Genomic DNA, 20,591 nt, shown 5'->3' with positions numbered 1-20,591 from the left:
GCGTCACTCCTCTTCCTCTTCCGCATGCGGCGTCGCGAAGCTGCGCCACAGCAGCACCGGAATGATCAGCGTGAACACGATCACCTCCTTGTACGAACTCGCCCAGAACGACGAATACGATTCGAGCACACCGACCAGCAGCGAGCCGGCCGCCGCGAGCGGATAGCTGACGAGCCCGCCGATGATCGCGCCGACGAAACCCTTCAGGCCGATCAGGAAGCCTGAGTCGTAGTAGATGGTCGTCAGCGGGCCGACGAGAATGCCGGACAGCACGCCGAGTCCGGCCGCGAACGTGAACGCAAGCCGCCCCGCCTCCGTCGTGCCGATGCCGACGAGGCGCGCGCCGAGCCGGTTCACCGACGTCGCGCGCAACGCCTTGCCGGCGATCGTGCGGCCGAAGTACACGTACAGCGCCGCGATCAACACGAGCGCCGTGACGATCACGACGATGCTCTGCGCCGACACCGTCATGCTGCCGATCGACAGCGCCGCATCGGAGAACGCGTTCGTGCGCGAACCTTCGGCGCCGAACATCACGAGGCCGAGGCCGACCATCGCGAAGTGCACGGCGACCGACACGATCAGCAGCAGCAGCGTCGTGCCCTCGGCGATCGGCTGGTACACGAGCCGGTACACGAACGGCCCCATCGGCACGACGATCGCGAGCGTCAGCGCGATCTGCGCGAGCATCGGCAGCGGCTGGGCGGCAAAGCTGCGCGTCACGGCGAATACCGCGAGCGGCAGCAGCACGTAGCGGCTGCCGAGCGTCGCGAGCGTGCGGCCGAGCGGACGACGCCGCTCGCGATGCCGGATCAGCCCGCCCACTTCGAGCAGGAAGCAGGCGATGCCCATGACAAACAGCAGCCAGCAGGTCGCGGGGAATTTCTGCGCCTGCAGCGCGGCGAGCGTCAACGCGCCGTATGCGACGAACTCGCCCTGGGGAATGAAGATCACGCGCGTGACGGAAAACACCAGCACGAGCGCCAGCGACAGCAACGCGTAAATGGCGCCGGTCGTGATGCCGTCTTGCGCGAGGATCGCCGCAATCGAAAGATCCATACGTATCGTGTATCGAGAATGCTGCGGAGAAACGGCGACGGGGACGGCGCGCGCGTACGCGGCGACACGGCCTCACGTATCGTGGCGCCGCCCCGAAGGATTCGTGCGACGACGCGCGACGCACCCGCTCGCGCGCGACGACGGCATGCGCGGCCCGCTCGGCTCGAGCACGCCGATTTCACGTGACACTTACTCGGCCTGCAACTTCCACTTGCCGTCGACGATCTGCACCATCACGCGTGCGCGCGAATCGAAGCCGTTGTGATCGGTCGGCGTCATGTTGATCACGCCGTGCGACACCGGCAGATCCTTCACGCTTTCCAGCGACGCGCGCAGCGCCTCGCGGAAGGCCTCGGTGCCCGGCTGCCCCTTCTTCAGCGCGTCCGGAATCGCGCGCTGCAGCAGCAGCCCTGCGTCCCACGCGTGGCCGCCGAAGGTCGACAGCGAACCGGCGCCGTACGCCTTCTCGTAGGCGGCCTTGTACGCGAGCGCGGGCTTCTTCACCGGGTTCGAATCGGGCAGCTGATCGGTCACGAGCACCGGACCGGCCGGCAGGAGCTCGCCGTCGCAATCCTTGCCGCATACGCGCAGGAAGTCGTTGTTCGCGACGCCGTGCGTCTGATACACCTTGCCCTTGTAGCCGCGCTCCTTCAGCGTCTTCGCCGGCAGCGCCGCCGGCGTGCCGGAGCCGGCGATCAGCACCGCGTCCGGGTTCGAGCCGACCAGCTTCAGCACCTGCCCCATCACCGACGCGTCGGTGCGGTTGTAGCGCTCGTTCGACACGATCTTGATGCCGTTCTTCTGGGCGGCCGCGCTGAACGTGTTGTACCAGCTGTCGCCGTACGCGTCGGCGAAGCCGATGAAGCCGACCGTCTTCACGCCGTGCTTGGCCATGTAGCCGGCGATCGCATCGGCCATCAGCTGGTCGTTCTGCGGCACCTTGAACATCCACGCGCGCTTCGCGTCCATCGGCGAGATGATCTGCGCGCTCGCGGCGAGCGAAATGGTCGGCGTCTTCGCCTGCGACACGGGGTCGAGCATGGCGAGCGAGTTCGGCGTGACCGACGAACCGATGATCGCGTCGACATGATCCTCGTCGATCAGCTTGCGCACGTTCTGCACGGCGCGGCTCGTGTCGGATGCGTCGTCGAGCACGATGTACTGCACGCTCTTGCCGGCGATCTCCTTCGGCAGCAGCGCGATCGTGTTCTTTTCCGGAATCCCGAGCGACGCGGCCGGCCCCGTCGCCGACAGCGTCACGCCGATCTTCACCTGCGCCGACGCCGTCGCGGCCGCGCATGCGAGGCCCGCGGCAAGCAAAGCCTCCATCCATCGATTCATCTTCATTTTCGTTGTCTCCAAACGCTGCTCGAAAAATCCGCGGGCCGCTCGGGCGACTCCCGGCCTCAAACAAGTTAATAATTTAACTATCTCGCATTGCGGTGCCTACACTCGTTTTCCCGCGAAAAACCGTGTGCACCACGAGCCCGGCAACATCGCGCGGATCCGCCTGAAAACGACGCACGACGCCCGTTACCGTGCGCGAGCGCAATGTCGTCAGGATGAAGCAGCGCGAAATATGGGAAAAGGATCGGTGCGAATGCAACGACGGGCCAACTGTCCGGAACAGAAAAACGACGGCTCAGGCTCATGCGAGACGGCACCGCGAGAAAGCGCCACGCGATGCCGGGCCGGACCGCGCGAGTTCGGCGCCTGCCGACGCGCGCGACGCCGTGCGGCCCGGGCGCGGCCACGTGGGCGGCTCGGCGCTGCCGCGACCACACCGCGGCGCGGCCTGCCCGTGCATGCCGCCCGGCGCGCGCGCATCCCGTGCCGCGCGGCTCGCCCCGCTCCATCGTCCTGCGCTTCTCATTCAACCGCACTCCATCTTCTGCATTCTGCTTGTAGGAGGACTGCCGACCGATTTCGCCGACCGCTCGGTCGGCGAAAGCTGAGTGTAACGGACGCCTTTTGCGCACGCCAACCGGGTAAGCCCGGACGGTATGCGCGCGGCTGCGCGCCGTACGCCGCTGCGTATGCGAAAACGGAAATACGAAGGAAGACAAAGAATACGCGCCCGAATGCGGTGCGGTGAATGCGAACCGCCATGCCGAGTCGGCCGTTGCACGCGCATTGAAATGCGGTGAAAATCCGCGCGCAAATGAAAAAGCGCTGTTGGATTCCGTCCAACAGCGCTTTGGGGTCCGGGCACTTTGTGCCTCGATTGTCTCCTCGTTCTCCACCTGCAAATTCGATTCGCGGTGCATCAGAACTGAAACGAAGCTTAAAGAAGCTTAAGGCCGCCGGCAACTTAGCATTTACCCCTATGGTGCATCGCCGCACGAAAATGGGGCACCACTTTGCCGCGCGGCGCGTGCCGGAGGCCGCTTCGGCGCCGTTCCGAAGCATGCCGGATGGTGCTTCGCATCAAGGCGCCGCCGGCCGTCCGCACGCCGCTACGACGCGCCGAGCGGCTTGATCCGCGCGATCATCTCGCCGACGATCCCGCGCCGGAACGCGAGCACGCAGGCGATGAAGATCAGCCCGGTGACGATCGTCGCCGATTCGCCGAGCGAATGGAACCAGCCGATGCCCGTCGTCGAGGCCAGCCACTCGCCGATGTCGCCGAGCCGGTCTTCGAGCGCGACGATCAGCGCCGCGCCGAGCAGCGGCCCGAACAGCGTGCCCATGCCGCCGACGAGCGTCATCAGCACGACGAGGCCCGACATCGTCCAGTAGGCATCGGACAGCGTCTCGAAGCCGAGCACGAGCACCTTCAGCGATCCGGCCAGCCCCGCGAGCCCCGCCGACAGCACGAACGCGAGCAGCTTGAAGCGATCGGTGTCGTAGCCGAGCGAGATCGCGCGCGCCTCGTTCTCCTTGATCGCGACGAGCACCTGGCCGAACGGCGAATGCACGATCCGCACGATGAACGCACAGGCGGCGACGATCACGACGAGCACGACGTAGTACAGCGCGAGGTCGTTCGACAGGTCGAGCAGCCCGAACAGGCGGCCGCGCGGCACGCCCTGCAGCCCGTCCTCGCCGTGCGTGAACGGCGCCTGCAGATAGATGAAGTACACCATCTGCGCGAACGCGAGCGTGATCATCGCGAAATAGATGCCTTGCCGGCGAATCGCGAACAGGCCGACGACGAGGCCGAGCAGCGTCGCGATCGCGGTGCCGGCCAGCACGCCGAGCTCGGGCGTGAAACCGAGCGTCTGCATCGAGTAGCCGGTCGCGTAGCCGGCCGTCGCGAGGAACATCGCATGGCCGAACGACAGCAGCCCCGTATAGCCGATCAGCAGGTTGAACGCGGCCGCGAACAGCGCGAACGCAAGCACCTTCATCACGAAGACCGGATACGCGCCGATGAACGGCGCGACGAGCAGTGCGGCGAGCAGCACGCCGTAGAGCACTTTTCTCTGCATCATTTTTCCTTGCCGAACAGGCCGGCCGGGCGGATCAGCAGCACGATCGCCATGATGACGAACACGACCGTCGCGGACGCTTCCGGATAGAACACGCGCGTAAAGCCCTCGATCACGCCGAGCAGCAGGCCCGTGACGATCGAGCCGAGAATCGACCCCATCCCGCCGATCACGACCACCGCGAACACGGTGATGATCATCGGCTGGCCCATCAGCGGCGACACCTGGATCACCGGCGCGGCGAGCACGCCTGCGAAGGCGGCGAGCGCGACGCCGAAGCCGTAGGTGAGCGTGATCATCATCGGCACGTTCACGCCGAACGCCTCGACGAGCTTCGGGTTCTCGGTGCCCGCACGCAGGTAGGCGCCGAGCCGCGTCTTCTCGATCACGAACCAGGTGGCGAGGCACACCGCGAGCGACGCGACGACGACCCACGCACGATAGTTCGGCAGGAACATGAAGCCGAGATTGGTCGCGCCGGACAGCTGCGACGGCACGTCGTACGGCTGCCCCGACGAGCCGTAGATCGAGCGGAACACGCCTTCGACGACGAGCGTGAGACCGAATGTCAGCAGCAGCCCGTACAGGTGATCGAGCTTGTACAGCCAGCGCAGCATCGAGCGCTCGATCGCGATGCCGAACGCACCGACGATCAGCGGCGCGAGCACGAGCATCGCCCAGTACGGCAGCCCGAAGTACGACAAGCCCATCCAGGCGAGCATCGCGCCCAGCATGAACAGTGCGCCATGCGCGAAGTTGATCACGTTGAGCAGCCCGAAGATCACCGCCAGCCCGAGGCTCAGGATCGCGTAGAACGAACCGTTGACGAGCCCGAGCAGCAACTGGCTCAGCATCGCCGGCAACGGAATGCCAAAGATTTCCATCGAGTTTGCCGTCAGAATGAGTTTCGTTGCGCACGCAACCGTATCGGGCCGCGTGCGCCGGCGGCGCAGCGGACGTACCGCGACGGCCGCCGGTGCGGCGCGGCGCGCGCTAGGCGCGCCGCCGCGTCACGTCTACTTCCACAGCGCGCAGCGCGATTCCTGCTTGGTCGCGAATGCCTGTTCGCCCGGGATCGTCGCGAGCACCTTGTAGTAATCCCAGGGCTCCTTCGACTCGGACGGCTTCTTCACCTCCATCAGATACATGTCGTGGATCATGCTGCCGTCCTGACGGATGTAGCCCTTCGCGTAGAAGTCGCTGATCTTCATCTTCTTCAGCTCGGCCATCACCTTGTCGGAGTCGGTCGTGCCGGCCGCCTGCACGGCCTTGAGGTACGTCGTCACCGAGGAATAGTCGGCCGCCTGCAGGCTCGACGGCATCTTCTTCATCTTGCCGAAGTAGCGCTGCGCCCACTGGCGCGACGCCGCGTCGCGGTTCCAGTACCAGCTGTCGGTCAGCACGAGGCCCTGCGTCGTCTCGAGGCCGAGGCTGTGCACGTCGTCGATGAACATCAGCAGCGCGGCGATCTTCATCGTCTTCGTGATGCCGAATTCCTTCGACGCCTTGATCGAATTGATCGTGTCGCCGCCGGCATTCGCGAGGCCGAGGATCTGCGCCTTCGACGACTGCGCCTGCAGCAGGAACGACGAGAAGTCCGACGCGGACAGCGGATGGCGCACCGAGCCGAGCACCTGTCCGCCGTTCGCCTTCACGACATCCGACGTGTTCTTCTCGAGCGCCTTGCCGAACGCGTAGTCGGCGGTCAGGAAGAACCACGTCTTGCCGCCCTGCTTCACGACCGCGGAACCGGTGCCTTTCGCGAGCGCCATCGTGTCGTACGCGTAGTGCACGGTGTACGGCGTGCACTGTTCGTTGGTCAGCGTGTCGGCGCCCGCGCCGATGTTGATGTAGACCTTCTTCTTCTCGGCCGCGACCTGGTTCATCGACAGCGCGGTCGCCGAGTTCGTGCCGCCGACGAGCAGGTCGAGACCGCCGCGGTCCATCCATTCGCGCGCCTTCGACGCGGCGATGTCGGCCTTGTTCTGGTGATCGGCATAGACGACCTCGATCGGCTTGCCGAGCACCTTGCCGCCGAAGTCGGCGACCGCCATGCGGATCGCCTCGAGGCCGCCCTGCCCGTCGATATCCGCGTAAAGCCCCGACATGTCCGTGATGAAGCCGATCTTCACGGTATCCGCCGCGTGGGCGGCGCCGGCGGTGAATGCGGCGGTCGCGAGTGCGAGACACGCGTGGGCGAGGGTCTTCATTTTCATTGACGTCTCCTGTTGTTCTGATGCGTTGTGGTTGTTCGTGCGCCGCGACGGCCGGCGGCAAGGAAACGGGGCGGCGTCACACCCCGAGCAGGTCGTGCAGGACCGGCATCTTGCCTTCCAGTTCCGACGCGCGGAAATGTTCGACGATGCGGCCGTGCTCCATCACGTAGAAGCGGTCGGCGAGCGGTGCGGCAAAGCGGAAATTCTGTTCGACCATCACGATCGTGTAGCCGCGCGACTTCAGCGCGACGATCATGCGCGCGAGCGCCTGCACGATCACCGGTGCAAGACCTTCCGAGATCTCGTCGAGCAGCAGCAGGTTCGCGCCCGTGCGCAGGATGCGCGCGACCGCGAGCATCTGCTGCTCGCCGCCGGACAGCCGCGTGCCCTGGCTCTGCCGCCGCGAAGCCAGGTTCGGGAACATCGCGTAGATGTCGTCGAGCGACATCGCGTTCTCGCGCGCGCCGATCAGCGGCGGCAGCATCAGGTTCTCCTCGCACGACAGGCTCGAGAAGATCCCGCGCTCCTCCGGGCAATAGCCGACACCGAAATGCGCGATGCGGTGCGTCGCGAGACCGATCGTCTCGTTGCCTGCGACCTTGATCGAGCCGCTGCGGCGGCCCGTGAGCCCCATGATCGCGCGCAGCGTCGTCGTGCGGCCCGCGCCGTTGCGGCCGAGCAGCGTGACGACCTCGCCGCGATGAACGGTCAGGTCGACCCCATGCAGAATGTGCGATTCCCCGTACCAGGCCTCGAGGCCCGTGATTTCCAGCGCGGGCGTGCCGCTTTCGACACCGCTCAACTCGCGTTCCTCCCGTTCGCTGTGCTTCATGCGTGCGCCCCCGCGAGCGCCGCGTCCGCGCTGCCCATGTAAGCCTCGATGACGAGCGGATTCTTCGACACCTCCGCATACGAACCCTCGGCGAGCACCTCGCCGCGCTGCAGGACCGTGATCGTGTCCGAGATGCCGGCGATCACGTTCATGTTGTGCTCGACCATCAGGATCGTGCGGCCGCTCGCGACCTTCTTGATCAGTGCGGTCACGCGATCGACGTCCTCGTGGCCCATCCCCTGCGTGGGCTCGTCGAGCAGCATCAGTTCGGGTTCCATCGCGAGCGTCGTCGCGATCTCGAGCGCGCGCTTGCGCCCGTACGCGAGCTCGACGGTGCGCACGTGCGCGAAATCGGTGAGGCCGACTTGCGTGAGCAGATCCATCGCGCGATCGTCGAGACGCTTCAACGTGCGCTCGCTGCGCCAGAAATGGAATTCGGTGCCGAGCGCGCGCTGCAGGCCGATGCGCACGTTCTGCAACGCGGTCAGATGCGGGAACACGGCCGAAATCTGGAACGAGCGGATGATCCCGCGGCGTGCGACCTGGGCCGGCCGCTCGTCGGTGATATCGATGCCGTTGAAGACGATCTGGCCGGCCGTCGGCGTCAGGAACTTCGTCAGCAGGTTGAAGCAGGTCGTCTTGCCGGCGCCGTTCGGACCGATCAAGGCGTGAATGGCACCGCGACGCACGCGCAGGTTCACGCCATTCACGGCCGTGAAGCCCCTGAATTCCTTGGTGAGTCCGCGTGTTTCCAGAATCGTGTCGCCGAGAATCATGTTCCCTTCCGTACGAAGTCAGGCGAAGCACCGGGAAAGTTCGCGCAAGCGGCCGCGAAACAGGTCAGCGGATCGACGGGCTGCCCCGAGCGCCGTGTTACGCCTCGAGGGTGGTCTCCCGCGCCGACGCGTAGGCACGCTGCGCGTCATTGTCGCGCCGTTGGTGCAGTGCAATCATCGGGATTTGCACTTATAGGGATGGCCGCGATACGCACGCCGCTGCGCATGCCGCTGTCCGCGCCGCTGCACGCGCCGTTCCCGTGCATCCGATGCACGCGAAAGGCGCGCGAACGCACGGTGCGCACGAATCGTGCCGCGCAGCACACGCGCGGCGTGCACAAGCATGCGTTGTTTCGCAGCGCGAAGCAGCGCGTGGCGCGACGCGCGTCCGTGATCGCGGCGCAATGGATGCCCACGCGCACGTCAGCGTGTCGTCATGCGGGCGCCACGGCCGCATCGGTGTGCACCGAGGCGGCCGCGTCGCGTGCTGCACGGCGGTCCGCGCGGATGATGTCGCTCGCGCGCTCGGCGATCATCAGCGTCGGCGAATTCGTGTTGCCCGACGTGATGAACGGCATCACCGACGCATCGACGATGCGCAGCCCCGCGATACCGCGCACGCGCAGCCGGCTGTCGACGACCGCGCGCGGATCGTCCGCGCGTCCCATGCGACACGTGCCGACCGGATGGAAGATCGTCGTGCCGACCGCGCCGGCCGCTTCCTGCAGCTCGGCTTCGGTCTGATAGCGCGCGCCCGGCAGGATTTCCTCGGGACGGTAGCGCGCGAGCGCCGGCGCGGACGCGATGCGACGCGTGAGACGCAGCGCGTTGGCGGCGACGTGGCGGTCGTAGTCGGTCGACAGATAGTTCGGCGCGATCACGGGTGCCGCATGCGGATCGGCGCTCGCGACATGCACGCTGCCGCGCGAGGTCGGCCGCAGATGACACACGGACGCCGTGAACGCATTGAAGCTGTGCAGCGGCTCGCCGAAGCGGTCGAGCGACAGCGGCTGCACGTGATACTCGAGATCGGGCGACGCGAGCGTCGGATCGTCCGGATCGGATTTCGCGAACGCGCCGAGCTGCGACGGCGCCATCGACATCGGCCCGCGCTGCAGCAGCGCATATTCGGCGCCGATCATCAGCTTGCCCCACCAGCGCGCGGACAGCGTGTTCAGCGTGCGCACGCCCTGCACGCGAAACGCCATGCGCAGCTGCAGGTGGTCCTGCAGGTTTTCGCCGACGCCCGGCAGATCGTGTACGACGTCGATGCCGAGCGCCTGCAGCCGCCGGCCGTCGCCGACGCCGGACAGCTCGAGCAGCTGCGGCGAATTCACCGCACCCGACGTGAGCAGCACTTCGATGCGCGCACGCGCGACGTACTCGGTGCCGCCCCCGCGATATTCGACACCGACCGCACGCCGCCCCTCGAAAATCACGCGCTGCGCGTGCGCGCCGGTGATCACGGTCAGATTCGCGCGCGCCATCGCGGGCCGCAGGAATGCCTTCGACGTGTTCCAGCGCACGCCGCGCTTCTGGTTCACCTCGAAGTAGCCGACGCCCGTGTTGTCGCCGCGATTGAAATCGTCGGTGGCCGGAATGCCCGTCTGCTGCGCGGCCTGCGCGAACGATTCGAGGATCTCCCAACGCAGCCGCTGCTTCTCGACGCGCCAGTAGCCGCCCGCGCCGTGCGCGTCGCTCGCGCCGGCATGATGATCCTCGCTGCGTTTGAACACCGGCAGCACGCTGTCCCAGGACCAGCCGGCGTCGCCGGTTTCCCGCGCCCAGCGGTCGTAATCGTCGCGCTGGCCGCGCATATAGATCATCCCGTTGATCGACGAACAGCCGCCGAGCACGCGTCCGCGCGGATACGACAGCGCGCGGCCGTTGAGCCCTGCTTCCGGCTGCGTCTTGTACAGCCAGTCGGTGCGCGGATTGCCGATGCAATACAGATAGCCGACCGGGATATGAATCCAGTGATAGTCGTCCTTGCCGCCCGCCTCGAGCAGCAGCACGCGAACGTCCGGGTCCTCGGTCAGCCGGTTGGCCAGCACGCAGCCGGCCGTGCCCGCGCCGACGATCACATAATCGAATTCGCCTTCGAGCGTACGTTCCGTACTCACGATGTGTCTCCTGTCGATCGGCGTGCACGCCGATTCGATGCAAAGCATGTTGTTATCGCGTCGCGCGGCGCGATTCCGCGCGTCGTTTTCAGCATAGTGCGTCCGCGCCGCCGGCGGCGCCTGCAGTGCATGGCGTGCTGCACGTCGACCTACGGCGCGACGCCGCGATCGCCTTCGCGCCGTTCGCGCCCGTCACGCGTCGCGGGACGCGACCGATGAAGCGTACTCCCGGCGCCGCCCGCCGATCCAATGAGTTATGCTCAACTGCGTTATAAGCGGCGCTCATATCACGACGATGGATCTCACCCTGCTACGCGCGTTCGCGACGGTCGCCCGCGAAGGCAATCTGACGCGCGCGGCCGCGCAGCTGCATCTGACGCAGCCCGCTGTGAGCCTGCAGATCAAGCATCTGCAGGAGACGCTCGGCGTCGCGCTGTTCACGCGCACGTCGCGCGGGCTCGCGCTCACGCGCGACGGCCAGACGCTGCTGCCGCACGCGGAACGCGCGCTCGCGGCGGCCGCCGACGTCGAGCGCGCGGCAGCCGCGCTGCGCCACGAGGTGCGCGGCCGGCTGCGGATCGGCACGATTCTCGATCCGGGATTTCTGCGGCTCGGCGGCTTTCTGCGCGCGCTCGTCGAAACCCACCCGCAAATCGAGACCGCGCTGCGGCACGGGATGTCGGGCTGGGTGCTCGACCAGGTGCGCGCGCAGGCGCTCGATGTCGGCTACTACATCGGCCGGCCCGGCGACGACGATCCGCGCGACGGTGCGCCGTTCCATACGGTCACGCTCACGCATTTCCAGTACCGCGTGCTCGCGCCGGCCGGCTGGAAGGAACGCGTGCAGCGCGCGCACGACTGGCGCGCGCTCGCCGCGCTGCCGTGGATCTGGACGCCGCCCGCGTCGGCGCACAACCGACTGCTGTCGCGGCGCTTCGCGCAGGCCGGCGTGCAGCCGCTGAAGGTCGCCGAAGTCGATCAGGAGCAGTCGATGCTCGACCTCGTGAAATCGGGGATCGGTCTGACGCTCGCGCGCGACGCGATCGCGCTCGCCGAAGCGCACGCGCATGCGCTGACGATCGTCGAGCGCGTGACGGTGCCGACCGAGCTGACCTTCGTCACGCTCGCCGAGCGACGCGACGAACCGGCGATCGCGGCCGCGCTCAGGCTGATCGAAGCGCAGTGGGCAATATGAGCGCCATTGATGATGCGGGCCGCCGCGCGCCGCACGCTGCGATTCGGCGCGGCGGGCTTCACGTCGCCGTCGCAGCCTTTTTGCTAGATTGTGCGTTCGCACATCCGTACATCGTCGTCGACCGAAGGAGGTCCGCATGGCCCGCAACATCGAGATCAAAGCCCGTGCCCGCGAATTCGACCGTCTGCGCGAACGCGCGGCCGCCCTGGCGACCGAAGCGCCGCTGTTCTACCGCCAGCAGGATTTCTTCTACGACGTGCCGCGCGGCCGGCTCAAGCTGCGCCGCTTCGACGACGGCACGCCGGCCGAGCTGATCTTCTACCAGCGCGACGATCGAGACGGCCCGAAGGCGTCGTACTACACGCGCAGCCCGGTGACGAACCCGGACGCGATGCACGCACTGCTCGCGACCGCGCTGACGACGCGCGGCATCGTCACGAAGGAGCGTCACGTGTATCTGGCCGGCCGCACGCGCATTCACCTCGATCGCGTCGACGGCCTCGGCGACTTCATCGAGCTCGAAGTCGTGCTCGGCCCCGACGACGACGAAGCAGGCGGCGAAGCGGAAGCGCACGACGTGTTCGCGAAGCTCGGCGTCGCGCATGACGATCTCGTCGCGCTCGCCTATGTCGACCTGCTGAACGCGGCCGAGCGCGAAACGGCCGTGTGATCGTGCGCGGCGTGCCTATGCGCGGCATGCGCACGCGCGGTACAAACGCGCGGCGTCTGCGGACGCCGCGCGCCCGTCAGGCCGCGCCGGGCGCCAGATGCGCGAGCGGCAGCGCGCCGTTGCGCTTGAACGTCGTCAGCACGATGTTCGAACGCACGCTGTCGACGCCCGGCACACGCATCAGCTTCTTCATCACGAACTGCGACAGCGCGTTCAGATCCGGCGCGACGATCCGCAGCAGATAGTCGGCATCGCCGACCACCGCGTGACATTCGAGCACTTCGGGCAACACGTCGATCTGCTGCTGGAACTGCTCGATGATCGAATCGCCGTGATGCTTGAGCTTCAGGCTCGTGAACGCGGTCACGCCGAGCCCGAGTTTTTCGGGCCGCAGCATCACGCGATACCCCTCGATCACGCCGGCGGCCTCCAGCCGCTGCAGCCGGCGGCCGATCTGCGACGGCGATAGCGGCACTTCCTCGCCGAGCTGCTGATGCGTCGCGCGGCCGAAGCGCTGCAGCACGTCCAGCAGTGCGAGATCGAAGTGATCGAGTTCCAGCATGTCCATTCTCCGCATGATTCGACAATTCAATGCGCGATTATCGCATTACATCTCGAATATGCGCCAATTTTGCGCCCAACCCGCGCGTACCCCGCTCTACACTTGCATGCATCCGAAACCCCAGCATGCCGAGCGTCTCATGTCCACCGTCGTCACCGCGAAACTGCAGGAGCAGTTCGATGCGGGCCTCGAAACCCGCGCCGATTTCACCATCGACCAGCCGCTGCAGCGTTACGGCCGCGTCGACCACGCGGTGTGGCAGCAGCTCTATGCGCGCCAGTCGGCGCTGCTGCGCGGGCGCGCATGCGACGCGTTCGTCGCCGGGCTCGGCAAGATCGACCTGCCGGCCGATCGCGTGCCGTCGTTCGCGGACGTGAACCGTCAGCTGATGCCCGCAACGGGCTGGCAGATCGTCGCGGTACCGGGCCTCGTGCCCGATCGCGTGTTCTTCGAACACCTCGCGAACCGGCGCTTTCCGGTTACCTGGTGGATGCGTCGCCCCGATCAGCTCGACTACCTGCAGGAGCCCGACTGCTTCCACGACCTGTTCGGCCACGTGCCGCTGCTGATCGAGCCCGTTTTTGCCGACTACATGCAGGCATACGGCCGCATCGCGCTCGCGGTCGCGGACGACGAAGCGGCGCTCGCGCGCCTCGCGCGGCTCTACTGGTATACGGTCGAATTCGGACTGATCCGCGACGGGCGCGGCCCCGGCGGGCTATCGATCTACGGCGCCGGCATCGTGTCGAGCAAGGGCGAGAGCCTGTACAGCGTCGAAAGCGCGGCGCCGAACCGGCTCGGCTTCGATCTCGAGCGCGTGATGCGCACGCGTTACCGGATCGATACGTTCCAGAAGACCTACTTCGTGATCGACGACTTCGCGCAGCTGTTCGCGCTGGCGGAGCTCGACGGCCGCGCGCTTGCCGCGCGCCTCGCGGGACTGCCGGAGTTCGACGCCGGCGCGGTGCTCGATACCGACCGCGTGCTGCATCGCGGCACCGGCGAAGGCTGGCCCGACGACGCCGACGCGTAATGTGACGGACGCCACATCCCGCACACCGCACACCGCATGCCGCATGCCGCACGTGCCGACGCGCGGCGCGCAACTATGAAAGAATGACCGGTGCAGGCCCCGCCGCGCGGCGCATGCCGCGCGCGAGCGCCGTTACCGAACGAGGTGCAACATGGTCCACAAGCTCACATCAGAAGAACGCAAGACGCGACTCGAACGCCTGCCGCAGTGGTCGGCGGTGCCGGGCCGCGATGCGATCCAGCGCAGCCTGCGCTTCGCCGATTTCAACGAAGCGTTCGGCTTCATGACGCGCGTTGCAATCAAGGCACAGGAAATGAATCATCATCCGGAATGGTTCAACGTCTACAACCGCGTCGACGTGACGCTGTCGACACACGACGCCGACGGTCTCACCCAACGCGACATCGAACTGGCCCTCTTCATCGACGCGGTCGCCGCACAGGCGCGTCCGGCGAGCTGAGCGCGCGCGGCCCGACCACGAGCGAACGCGCCGCGCGCTTTTTCGGCGCGCGGCGCGTCAACTTTTCATTTGCATGAACGTTTTCTAGGATGTACTCAGCGAAAGCCTTCAGCTTTCCAAGCCGTCCTTAAGGCGCACGTAAGTCTCGTACGCTTTCCGCGCCTTGGGGTCCAAACCTTCCAGTTGCAGCGCGCTTTCGCGCTGTACAATCAGCAGCGCATACGGCTTGGAGAGCGCGCTGGCCTCTTCGCAGAGTTTGAGTTCGTCGCCGCTCGACGGCGAGCGGGCGCGCCAGAAATTGATCGCGGCTTCGAGATCGTGGATCGAAATATCGGACATGATTGGTTGTCATCGTGCGCTGGCCGCCATGCTTGATTGTCACGCGATGCGGCGGCCCTGTGGAAACGGCGTCGTGCTGTCCGCGTGCCTGAACCGCCAACCCATTGTACTTGAGCGAACTTCATGCGACTCCTTCTGATCGAAGACGACCGCCCCATCGCACGCGGTATCCAGAGCAGCCTCGAACAGGCTGGCTTCACCGTCGACATGGTGCACGACGGCATCTTTGCCGAACAGGCGCTGGCACAAAACCGCCACGAACTCGTAATCCTCGACCTCGGCCTGCCGGGCATCGACGGAATGACGCTGCTCACGCGCTTTCGCCAGACCAACCGCCACACGCCCGTCATCGTGCTGACCGCGCGCGACGAACTGAACGACCGCATCCAGGGCCTGAATTCCGGCGCCGACGACTACATGCTGAAGCCGTTCGAACCGGCCGAGCTCGAAGCGCGGATCCGCGCGGTGATGCGCCGCAGCGGCCCGCACAGCGACATGCCGCGTCCGGAAGTGTCGCTCGGCGGCGTCCGCCTGTCGGGCGTCGATCGCCGCATCTTCAACGACGACAAGCCGCTCGAACTGTCGCCGCGCGAATTCGCGGTGCTCGAAATGCTGCTGCTGCGTCACGGCCGTGTCGTCAGCAAGGCGCAGCTGCAGGATCACCTCACGCACTTCGGCGGCGATCTCGGCGACACCGCGATCGAAGTCTACGTGCACCGCGTGCGCAAGAAACTCGAACAGTGCCGCGTCGAAATCGTGACCGTGCGCGGCTTCGGCTACCTGCTGCAGGAAATCCGCCAGACGGCCAGCGTCTGAGCGGCACCGCCGTCGCCGGCGCGTCGTGCGTCGGCGGCCGGCTCGCCGCGCGGCGTCGCCGTCCGGCGCACGACCGCGCCGCTCCGCGTGAGCGGCGCTCATTCATTTGCCCGTCGACATGTCTTCTGATCCGGCTGTGACCAGCCTGCGCCGCTCGCTGCTGCGGCGCCTCGCCGCGCCGCTGTCGATGCTCGCGCTGATGAGCGGCCTGATTGCGTACTGGCTCGCGTGGCAATACACGCAGCACGTGATCGACCGCTCGCTCGCCGATCTCGCGACCGCCATCTCGAAACAGATCCAGATCGCCGGCCCCGACGCGCCGTTTACGGTGCCGCCGCTCGCGCAGGCGATGTTCTCCGATCCGGCCGAAGCGCTGATCTACCGGATCAGCGACGGCGAGCAGGAACTCGCCGGCGATCCGAAGCTGCCGCTGCAGGGCATCAACGTGCGGCGCATGCATCATGCATACGTGTTCGAAGCGGAATACGACAACCGCGCGGTACGCGTGGCGCAGGTGCGCGTCGACAACGTCGAAGGCGGCAAGCCGATGGTCGTCGAAGTCGCGCAGCCGGTGCGGCACCGCTACCGCATCGCGGCGGAATTCCTCGTCGCGATCATGATGCCGCTGCTGCTGCTGCTGCTCGCGGGCTGGGGGATCGTGTGGCGCGTCGTCAACCAGCAGCTCGGCCCGCTCACGCATCTCGCCGATTCGCTGAACCGGCAGACGCATACGTCGCTCGAGCCGGTCGACGAAACCGACGTGCCGCTCGAAATCCGGCCGCTGACGAGCGCGATGAACGCGCTGCTCGGCCGCCTGAAGACCGCCCTCGACGCGCAGCGCAAGTTCATCGCCGACGCCGCACACCAGCTACGCACACCGCTCACGGCCGTGAAACTGCACGCGGAGCAGGCCGCGGTCGCGCGCGATACGCAGCAGACGTATGCCGCGTTGCGCGAGCTGCGCGCGGCGGCCGACCGCGCGGTGCGGCTCTCGAATCAGCTGCTGTCGCTCGCGCGCGCGGAGCCCGGCGAACAGGCCGCACGCTTCGTCGATGTCGACCTCGCGGCGATGGCATTCGAGACCGGTGCCGAATGGGTGCCGCGCGCGCTCGCCGCGCATGTCGATCTCGGCTTCCAGCGCAGCGACGATCCCGGCGAGGACGAGACGCTGCCGGTGCGCGGCAATCCGGTGCTGCTGCGTGAAGTGATCGCGAACCTGCTCGACAACGCGCTGAAATATGTACCGCTCGCCCGGCCGAGCGGCGCGCGGATCACGGTGAACGTCGCGCGCGGCACGCTCGACGACGGCCAGCCGGCCGCGGAAATCGTCGTCGAGGACAACGGCCCCGGCGTGCCGGCGAACCAGCAGGCCGACCTGTTCAAGCGCTTCTTCCGCGGCGATGCGCACAACGGCAACGGCGTCGAAACGGGAGCGGGGCTCGGTCTCGCGATCGTCCACGACATCGTGGCGATGCACGGCGGCACGGTGTCCTACGAGGATGCACCGGAAGGCGGTTCGCGCTTCGTCGTGAAGGTGCCGCTCGCGGCACGCGCGGCGAAGCCGGTCAGCGCGACGCCGGCCGCCGCACCGACGCACTGAGCGACCGATGCAGGCGCGGCGCATGCAGGCGCCGCGCACTTGCCTACTTCTTCTTTTTCTTGTCCTTCGACTTGTCCTTCGCGGACGCGTCGGACTTGCCGTCCTTCTTCTTTTTCTTCTTGCCGCTCTCGTCCGACGTGGCGAGCAGCGTGCCGCGGCACGCATCGGTGCCGCAGTGGCATGCATATTCGCGCTTCAGCTTTTTCGTCAGCTTCGCGTCGATCACGAGACCGTAGTCGTAGAACAGCTCTTCTTCCGGCTCGATGTCGCGCAGCGCGTGGATATACACGCGCCCGCCGACTTCTTCCGCTTCGCAGTTCGGCGCGCACGAATGGTTGATCCAGCGCGCGCTGTTGCCGTTGACCTTGCCGTCGATCACGCCGCCCTCTTCGAGCGCGAAATAGAACGTGTGGTTCGGTTCGTTCGGATCGTGCGGATGGCGGCGCAGCGCTTCCTTCCACGAAATTCGCTCGCCCTTGTATTCCACTACGCGCTCGCCGGCCTTGATCGGCGCCACGGCGAATACGCCCTTGCCGTGTACTCCCGAGCGGCGCACCGCGATCCTGCGTGAACTCATCGAACGAATCCTCGTGAAGACGACTTGAATGGAAGACAGCCGCGATCGCGGCCCGACGTCGCCGCTGCACGGCCGCCGGCATCGGTCGGGCCGGAAACGAAAACGCGGCACCGGTCGGTGCCGCGTCGGGGCATGCGGCGAATCACCCGCATCCTACACGTTCGCGATTGCTTCGTTCAACATCGCTTGCGATGCCGCGTGTCGCTCAGCGCTGGCCGAATGCGATGTCGCCGAACAGCGCCTTGTATTCGCGCGGCTGCGAGCGCCAGTACTGCGGCGGCGCCGACACCTGCGCGCCGAGTTCGGCAGCCGCGTGCCACGGCCAGCGCGGGTCGTACAGCATCGCACGCGCCATCGCGACGAAGTCCGCATCGCCCGCTTCGATCAACCGGTTCGCATGCGCGGGCTCGTTGATGAGGCCGACCGCGATCGTCGGCATGTCGACCGCGCGCTTCACGGCCTGCGCGAACGGCACCTGATAGCCGGGCGACAGCGGAATCTTCTGCAACGGCGATACGCCGCCCGACGACACGTCGATCCAGTCGCAGCCGCGGCGCTTCAGTTCGTGCGCGAACGCGATCGTGTCCTCGAGCTCCCAGCCGCCTTCGACCCAGTCGGTGGCGGACACGCGCACGCCGACCGGCCGATCCTCCGGAAACGCGGCACGCACGATGTCGAAGATCTCGAGCGGGAAGCGCATCCGGTTTTCGCGCGAGCCGCCGTATTCGTCGGTGCGCCGGTTCGCGAGCGGCGACAGGAACTGATGCAGCAGATAGCCGTGCGCCGCATGCACCTCGATCGCGTCGATGCCGAGCCGCGCCGCACGTTTCGCGGACGCAGCGAATGCCTCGCGGACGCGGTTCAGCCCGGCCGCGTCGAGCGCGAGCGGCGGCGTCTCGCCGTCCTTGTGCGGAACGGCCGACGGCGCGTGCGGCAGCCAGCCGCCATCGGCGACGGGCACCAGTTGCCCGCCTTTCCACGGCACCTCGCTCGACGCCTTGCGTCCCGCATGCGACAGCTGCATCGCGACGCGAATCGGCGAGTAGCGGCGGATCGCGGCGAGGACGGGCTTCAGCGCCGCTTCGGTCGCGTCGTCCCAGAGGCCGAGGTCGCCGTGCGTGATGCGGCCGTCGGGTTCGACCGCGGTCGCCTCGATGCAAAGCAGCGCCGCGCCGGACAGCGCGAGATGGCCGAGGTGAATCATGTGCCAGTCGGTCGCTTCGCCGCGCTCCGCGGAATACTGGCACATCGGCGAAATCACGATCCGGTTCGGTAGGGTCACGCCGCGCAGCGTGAACGGTGAAAACAGCGCAGTCATGGTGGCCGCTCTCGAGAAATGGAAGAGCGCACGAGCGTAGCACGCACGACCGAAGCCTGCAGACGGCGGCAACGGCAGTAAGCGATTGGTCAGGAACAGGGGACGACCGGCGCGCCGCTTGCGGGCCCGACGGTCAGCATGCGATCGCTGCAGCGGCGCGAGCGGCACCGTGCCGCTCAGAGCCCGACGCTGTCGAGCCATTCGCCGAACATCGTGCGCGCCGCGATTTCGAGCGTCGGCCCGTGCTGCGCGGTATCGTCGCGCAGCTGTCGCGCGTCGATACCGGGCGTCGATGCGATCTCGCCCGCGTTCGCGATCAGCCAGGGTTCGAAGCGATCCGCACGGATCTCCGGATGGCATTGCAGCGCGAGCACATGCTGGCCCCACGAGAACGCCTGATGCCGGCAGGCCGGCGTCGAGGCGAGATGAATCGCACCGCCCGGCAGATCGAACGTATCGCCGTGCCAGTGGAGCATCGACGTCGTCGCGCCGTCGAGATGACGCAGCGGCGATGCGCGGCCGGCGTCGGTCAGCGTCAGCGGCGACCAGCCGAGTTCGACCTGCGCGGCCGGATAGACGCGCGCGCCGAGCGCGCGGGCGATGAACTGTGCACCGAGGCAGATGCCGAGAATCGGCAGCGTGGCATCGATCCGCTGCTTCACGAGCGCCGCGAGCGGCGCGATCGTCGGATACTGCGCGTCGTCGTAGACGCTGAGCGGGCCGCCGAGCACGACGAGCAGCGACGGTTCGAGCGCATCGAGCACCTCGACGCGGGACGAGCCGACGTCGACGTAGCGCACACGCCGGCCGCGCTCGCCGAGCACCTGCTCGAAACTGCCGAGATCCTCGAAATGCACGTGGCGGATCGCCACGACTTCAGCGTTCATCATCGGCCTCCCGGTCGATCGACGGACGTCAGCCTGCGAAAATCTTCCAGGTCTTTTTCTGCGTGGCCACGTCGGCTTCTTCGTGCATCGAACAGTCGAGACGCAGATCGCCGTCCGCGAGCGGCGTACCGAACGATGCGCAGTGATGCACGGCCTTCTTCGACGGCTTCGACGGCTGGAAATGCACGCACGTGAGGCACATGCGCTGCGGCGGCGTCGCGCCGGCGACCTGCAGCTCGCGCAGCGTCTTCAGCAGCGCGCGGTACAACGCGCCCTGCTCGTCCGCACCGAGCTTGCCGACCGCCTTCGTCAGGAATTCCGGCCATTGCAGCGCCTTCTTCGCGGCCGTGCGGCCGCGTGCCGACAGGCGCACGGCAAGCGCGCGGCCGTCGTCGAGCGCGCGGCGCTTCTCGACGAGCCCCTTCATCTCGAGCGTGCTGACCGCATCGCTCGTGGTAGCCGCGGTGAGCTGCGTCTCGCGCGCGATTTCGCCGAGCCGCATCGGGCCCTTGCGTTGCAACAGCAGCACGAGGATTTCGCCCTGCGTCGGCGTGAGGCCGGCGCCTTCCGCCCAATCCCATGCCTCGCTCCGCATGGCCGTACTCAACCGCAGCAGGCTGTGGGTCACACGTCCCGCAGCCTGATTCCCGTAAACGCCTTCGCTCATAGTCTTTTCGCTTTGCCGCCGCCCGGACTT

At 67.0% G+C, this 20,591-nt stretch carries 20 protein-coding genes; 6 read left to right on the top strand and 14 right to left on the bottom strand.

Annotated elements, in window-relative coordinates:
* Positions 1-3: 3 nt before the first annotated feature.
* The 8 genes from NP80_RS13490 to NP80_RS13450 form a co-directional block, all read right to left on the bottom strand.
* The gene (locus NP80_RS13490; protein WP_006411131.1) at positions 4-1,059 is read right to left on the bottom strand and encodes a branched-chain amino acid ABC transporter permease; all 1,056 of its coding nucleotides are present in this window, start codon (positions 1,057-1,059) and stop codon (positions 4-6) included.
* Between the two features lie 189 nt (positions 1,060-1,248).
* Entirely contained in the window at positions 1,249-2,406 is a 1,158-nt protein-coding gene (locus tag NP80_RS13485; RefSeq protein ID WP_006411129.1) for an ABC transporter substrate-binding protein, read from the bottom strand.
* A 1,109-nt stretch (positions 2,407-3,515) separates the two neighbouring features.
* Positions 3,516-4,490, bottom strand: a complete 975-nt coding sequence (locus NP80_RS13480) for a branched-chain amino acid ABC transporter permease (RefSeq protein WP_006408087.1) — start codon at positions 4,488-4,490, stop codon at positions 3,516-3,518.
* On the bottom strand, positions 4,490-5,374 hold the full coding sequence (locus tag NP80_RS13475; protein WP_006401481.1) for a branched-chain amino acid ABC transporter permease: 885 nt from the start codon (positions 5,372-5,374) through the stop codon (positions 4,490-4,492). Before NP80_RS13475 ends, NP80_RS13480 begins: the two co-directional genes overlap by 1 nt.
* Before the next feature lie 132 nt (positions 5,375-5,506).
* Positions 5,507-6,706: an ABC transporter substrate-binding protein gene (locus NP80_RS13470; protein WP_006401482.1), complete on the bottom strand. Its 1,200-nt coding sequence runs from the start codon at positions 6,704-6,706 to the stop codon at positions 5,507-5,509.
* Between the two features lie 76 nt (positions 6,707-6,782).
* Entirely contained in the window at positions 6,783-7,538 is a 756-nt protein-coding gene (locus tag NP80_RS13465) for an ABC transporter ATP-binding protein (protein ID WP_006411523.1), read from the bottom strand.
* Positions 7,535-8,314, bottom strand: a complete 780-nt coding sequence (locus tag NP80_RS13460; protein WP_006401484.1) for an ABC transporter ATP-binding protein — start codon at positions 8,312-8,314, stop codon at positions 7,535-7,537. The genes NP80_RS13465 and NP80_RS13460 overlap by 4 nt, the downstream gene beginning before the upstream one ends.
* A gap of 434 nt (positions 8,315-8,748) precedes the next feature.
* On the bottom strand, positions 8,749-10,437 hold the full coding sequence (locus tag NP80_RS13450; RefSeq protein ID WP_172488700.1) for a GMC family oxidoreductase: 1,689 nt from the start codon (positions 10,435-10,437) through the stop codon (positions 8,749-8,751).
* A gap of 295 nt (positions 10,438-10,732) precedes the next feature.
* Between NP80_RS13450 and NP80_RS13445 the strand changes: the two genes are divergently transcribed.
* Complete coding sequence (locus tag NP80_RS13445; protein WP_006401488.1) at positions 10,733-11,632, top strand: LysR family transcriptional regulator; 900 nt, start codon at positions 10,733-10,735, stop codon at positions 11,630-11,632.
* A gap of 136 nt (positions 11,633-11,768) precedes the next feature.
* Positions 11,769-12,302: a class IV adenylate cyclase gene (locus NP80_RS13440; RefSeq protein WP_006408083.1), complete on the top strand. Its 534-nt coding sequence runs from the start codon at positions 11,769-11,771 to the stop codon at positions 12,300-12,302.
* A gap of 76 nt (positions 12,303-12,378) precedes the next feature.
* On the opposite strand, the gene NP80_RS13435 is transcribed toward NP80_RS13440, so the two are convergent.
* Positions 12,379-12,864: an Lrp/AsnC family transcriptional regulator gene (locus NP80_RS13435; RefSeq protein WP_006408082.1), complete on the bottom strand. Its 486-nt coding sequence runs from the start codon at positions 12,862-12,864 to the stop codon at positions 12,379-12,381.
* Positions 12,865-13,003: 139 nt separating this feature from the next.
* Between NP80_RS13435 and phhA the strand changes: the two genes are divergently transcribed.
* Together phhA and NP80_RS13425 are read left to right on the top strand one after the other, a co-directional pair.
* Positions 13,004-13,897: a phenylalanine 4-monooxygenase gene (gene phhA / locus NP80_RS13430; RefSeq protein ID WP_006414047.1), complete on the top strand. Its 894-nt coding sequence runs from the start codon at positions 13,004-13,006 to the stop codon at positions 13,895-13,897.
* Between the two features lie 151 nt (positions 13,898-14,048).
* Positions 14,049-14,357, top strand: a complete 309-nt coding sequence (locus NP80_RS13425) for a 4a-hydroxytetrahydrobiopterin dehydratase (RefSeq protein ID WP_006408080.1) — start codon at positions 14,049-14,051, stop codon at positions 14,355-14,357.
* A gap of 108 nt (positions 14,358-14,465) precedes the next feature.
* On the opposite strand, the gene NP80_RS13420 is transcribed toward NP80_RS13425, so the two are convergent.
* Positions 14,466-14,696, bottom strand: coding sequence for a DUF3717 domain-containing protein (locus NP80_RS13420; RefSeq protein WP_006401493.1), 231 nt, complete (start codon positions 14,694-14,696; stop codon positions 14,466-14,468).
* A gap of 123 nt (positions 14,697-14,819) precedes the next feature.
* On the opposite strand from NP80_RS13420, the gene NP80_RS13415 reads away from it, so the two are divergent.
* Positions 14,820-15,512 (top strand): response regulator, encoded by a 693-nt coding sequence (locus NP80_RS13415; RefSeq protein WP_006401494.1) that lies wholly within the window; start codon positions 14,820-14,822, stop codon positions 15,510-15,512.
* Between the two features lie 118 nt (positions 15,513-15,630).
* A complete protein-coding gene (locus NP80_RS13410) occupies positions 15,631-17,112 on the top strand; it encodes a sensor histidine kinase (RefSeq protein WP_035489558.1) in 1,482 nt (493 codons plus the stop codon).
* A 43-nt stretch (positions 17,113-17,155) separates the two neighbouring features.
* Here NP80_RS13410 and NP80_RS13405 read toward each other — a convergent pair whose 3' ends face one another.
* From NP80_RS13405 to NP80_RS13390, 4 genes are all read right to left on the bottom strand, one after another.
* Positions 17,156-17,689 carry an SET domain-containing protein gene (locus NP80_RS13405; protein ID WP_006410299.1) on the bottom strand — a complete coding sequence of 178 codons (534 nt, stop codon included), beginning with the start codon at positions 17,687-17,689 and terminating at the stop codon, positions 17,156-17,158.
* 205 nt (positions 17,690-17,894) lie between these two features.
* The gene (locus NP80_RS13400) at positions 17,895-19,007 is read right to left on the bottom strand and encodes an NADH:flavin oxidoreductase/NADH oxidase (protein WP_006408076.1); all 1,113 of its coding nucleotides are present in this window, start codon (positions 19,005-19,007) and stop codon (positions 17,895-17,897) included.
* A 176-nt stretch (positions 19,008-19,183) separates the two neighbouring features.
* Positions 19,184-19,894: a glutamine amidotransferase gene (locus NP80_RS13395; RefSeq protein WP_035489573.1), complete on the bottom strand. Its 711-nt coding sequence runs from the start codon at positions 19,892-19,894 to the stop codon at positions 19,184-19,186.
* A 28-nt stretch (positions 19,895-19,922) separates the two neighbouring features.
* Positions 19,923-20,561 carry a MarR family winged helix-turn-helix transcriptional regulator gene (locus NP80_RS13390; RefSeq protein ID WP_006408074.1) on the bottom strand — a complete coding sequence of 213 codons (639 nt, stop codon included), beginning with the start codon at positions 20,559-20,561 and terminating at the stop codon, positions 19,923-19,925.
* Positions 20,562-20,591: the final 30 nt, after the last annotated feature.

It is taken from the genome of Burkholderia multivorans ATCC BAA-247 (assembly GCF_000959525.1).
Taxonomy (GTDB): domain Bacteria; phylum Pseudomonadota; class Gammaproteobacteria; order Burkholderiales; family Burkholderiaceae; genus Burkholderia; species Burkholderia multivorans.
This window is presented reverse-complemented; position numbering and strand designations above follow the sequence as displayed.

What these genes read in the sequence shown, in the direction of transcription:
- NP80_RS13405 (WP_006410299.1), bottom strand. Translation starts at nt 17,689, where the DNA reads ATGAGTTCACGCAGGATCGCGGTGCGCCGCTCGGGAGTACACGGCAAG.
- NP80_RS13395 (WP_035489573.1), bottom strand. Translation starts at nt 19,894, where the DNA reads ATGAACGCTGAAGTCGTGGCGATCCGCCACGTGCATTTCGAGGATCTC.
- NP80_RS13480 (WP_006408087.1), bottom strand. Translation starts at nt 4,490, where the DNA reads ATGCAGAGAAAAGTGCTCTACGGCGTGCTGCTCGCCGCACTGCTCGTC.
- NP80_RS13420 (WP_006401493.1), bottom strand. Translation starts at nt 14,696, where the DNA reads ATGTCCGATATTTCGATCCACGATCTCGAAGCCGCGATCAATTTCTGG.
- NP80_RS13435 (WP_006408082.1), bottom strand. Translation starts at nt 12,864, where the DNA reads ATGCTGGAACTCGATCACTTCGATCTCGCACTGCTGGACGTGCTGCAG.
- NP80_RS13470 (WP_006401482.1), bottom strand. Translation starts at nt 6,706, where the DNA reads ATGAAAATGAAGACCCTCGCCCACGCGTGTCTCGCACTCGCGACCGCC.
- NP80_RS13465 (WP_006411523.1), bottom strand. Translation starts at nt 7,538, where the DNA reads ATGAAGCACAGCGAACGGGAGGAACGCGAGTTGAGCGGTGTCGAAAGC.
- NP80_RS13475 (WP_006401481.1), bottom strand. Translation starts at nt 5,374, where the DNA reads ATGGAAATCTTTGGCATTCCGTTGCCGGCGATGCTGAGCCAGTTGCTG.
- NP80_RS13390 (WP_006408074.1), bottom strand. Translation starts at nt 20,561, where the DNA reads ATGAGCGAAGGCGTTTACGGGAATCAGGCTGCGGGACGTGTGACCCAC.
- NP80_RS13410 (WP_035489558.1), top strand. Translation starts at nt 15,631, where the DNA reads ATGTCTTCTGATCCGGCTGTGACCAGCCTGCGCCGCTCGCTGCTGCGG.
- NP80_RS13415 (WP_006401494.1), top strand. Translation starts at nt 14,820, where the DNA reads ATGCGACTCCTTCTGATCGAAGACGACCGCCCCATCGCACGCGGTATC.
- NP80_RS13460 (WP_006401484.1), bottom strand. Translation starts at nt 8,314, where the DNA reads ATGATTCTCGGCGACACGATTCTGGAAACACGCGGACTCACCAAGGAA.
- phhA (WP_006414047.1), top strand. Translation starts at nt 13,004, where the DNA reads ATGTCCACCGTCGTCACCGCGAAACTGCAGGAGCAGTTCGATGCGGGC.
- NP80_RS13485 (WP_006411129.1), bottom strand. Translation starts at nt 2,406, where the DNA reads ATGAAGATGAATCGATGGATGGAGGCTTTGCTTGCCGCGGGCCTCGCA.
- NP80_RS13490 (WP_006411131.1), bottom strand. Translation starts at nt 1,059, where the DNA reads ATGGATCTTTCGATTGCGGCGATCCTCGCGCAAGACGGCATCACGACC.
- NP80_RS13400 (WP_006408076.1), bottom strand. Translation starts at nt 19,007, where the DNA reads ATGACTGCGCTGTTTTCACCGTTCACGCTGCGCGGCGTGACCCTACCG.
- NP80_RS13440 (WP_006408083.1), top strand. Translation starts at nt 11,769, where the DNA reads ATGGCCCGCAACATCGAGATCAAAGCCCGTGCCCGCGAATTCGACCGT.
- NP80_RS13445 (WP_006401488.1), top strand. Translation starts at nt 10,733, where the DNA reads ATGGATCTCACCCTGCTACGCGCGTTCGCGACGGTCGCCCGCGAAGGC.
- NP80_RS13425 (WP_006408080.1), top strand. Translation starts at nt 14,049, where the DNA reads ATGGTCCACAAGCTCACATCAGAAGAACGCAAGACGCGACTCGAACGC.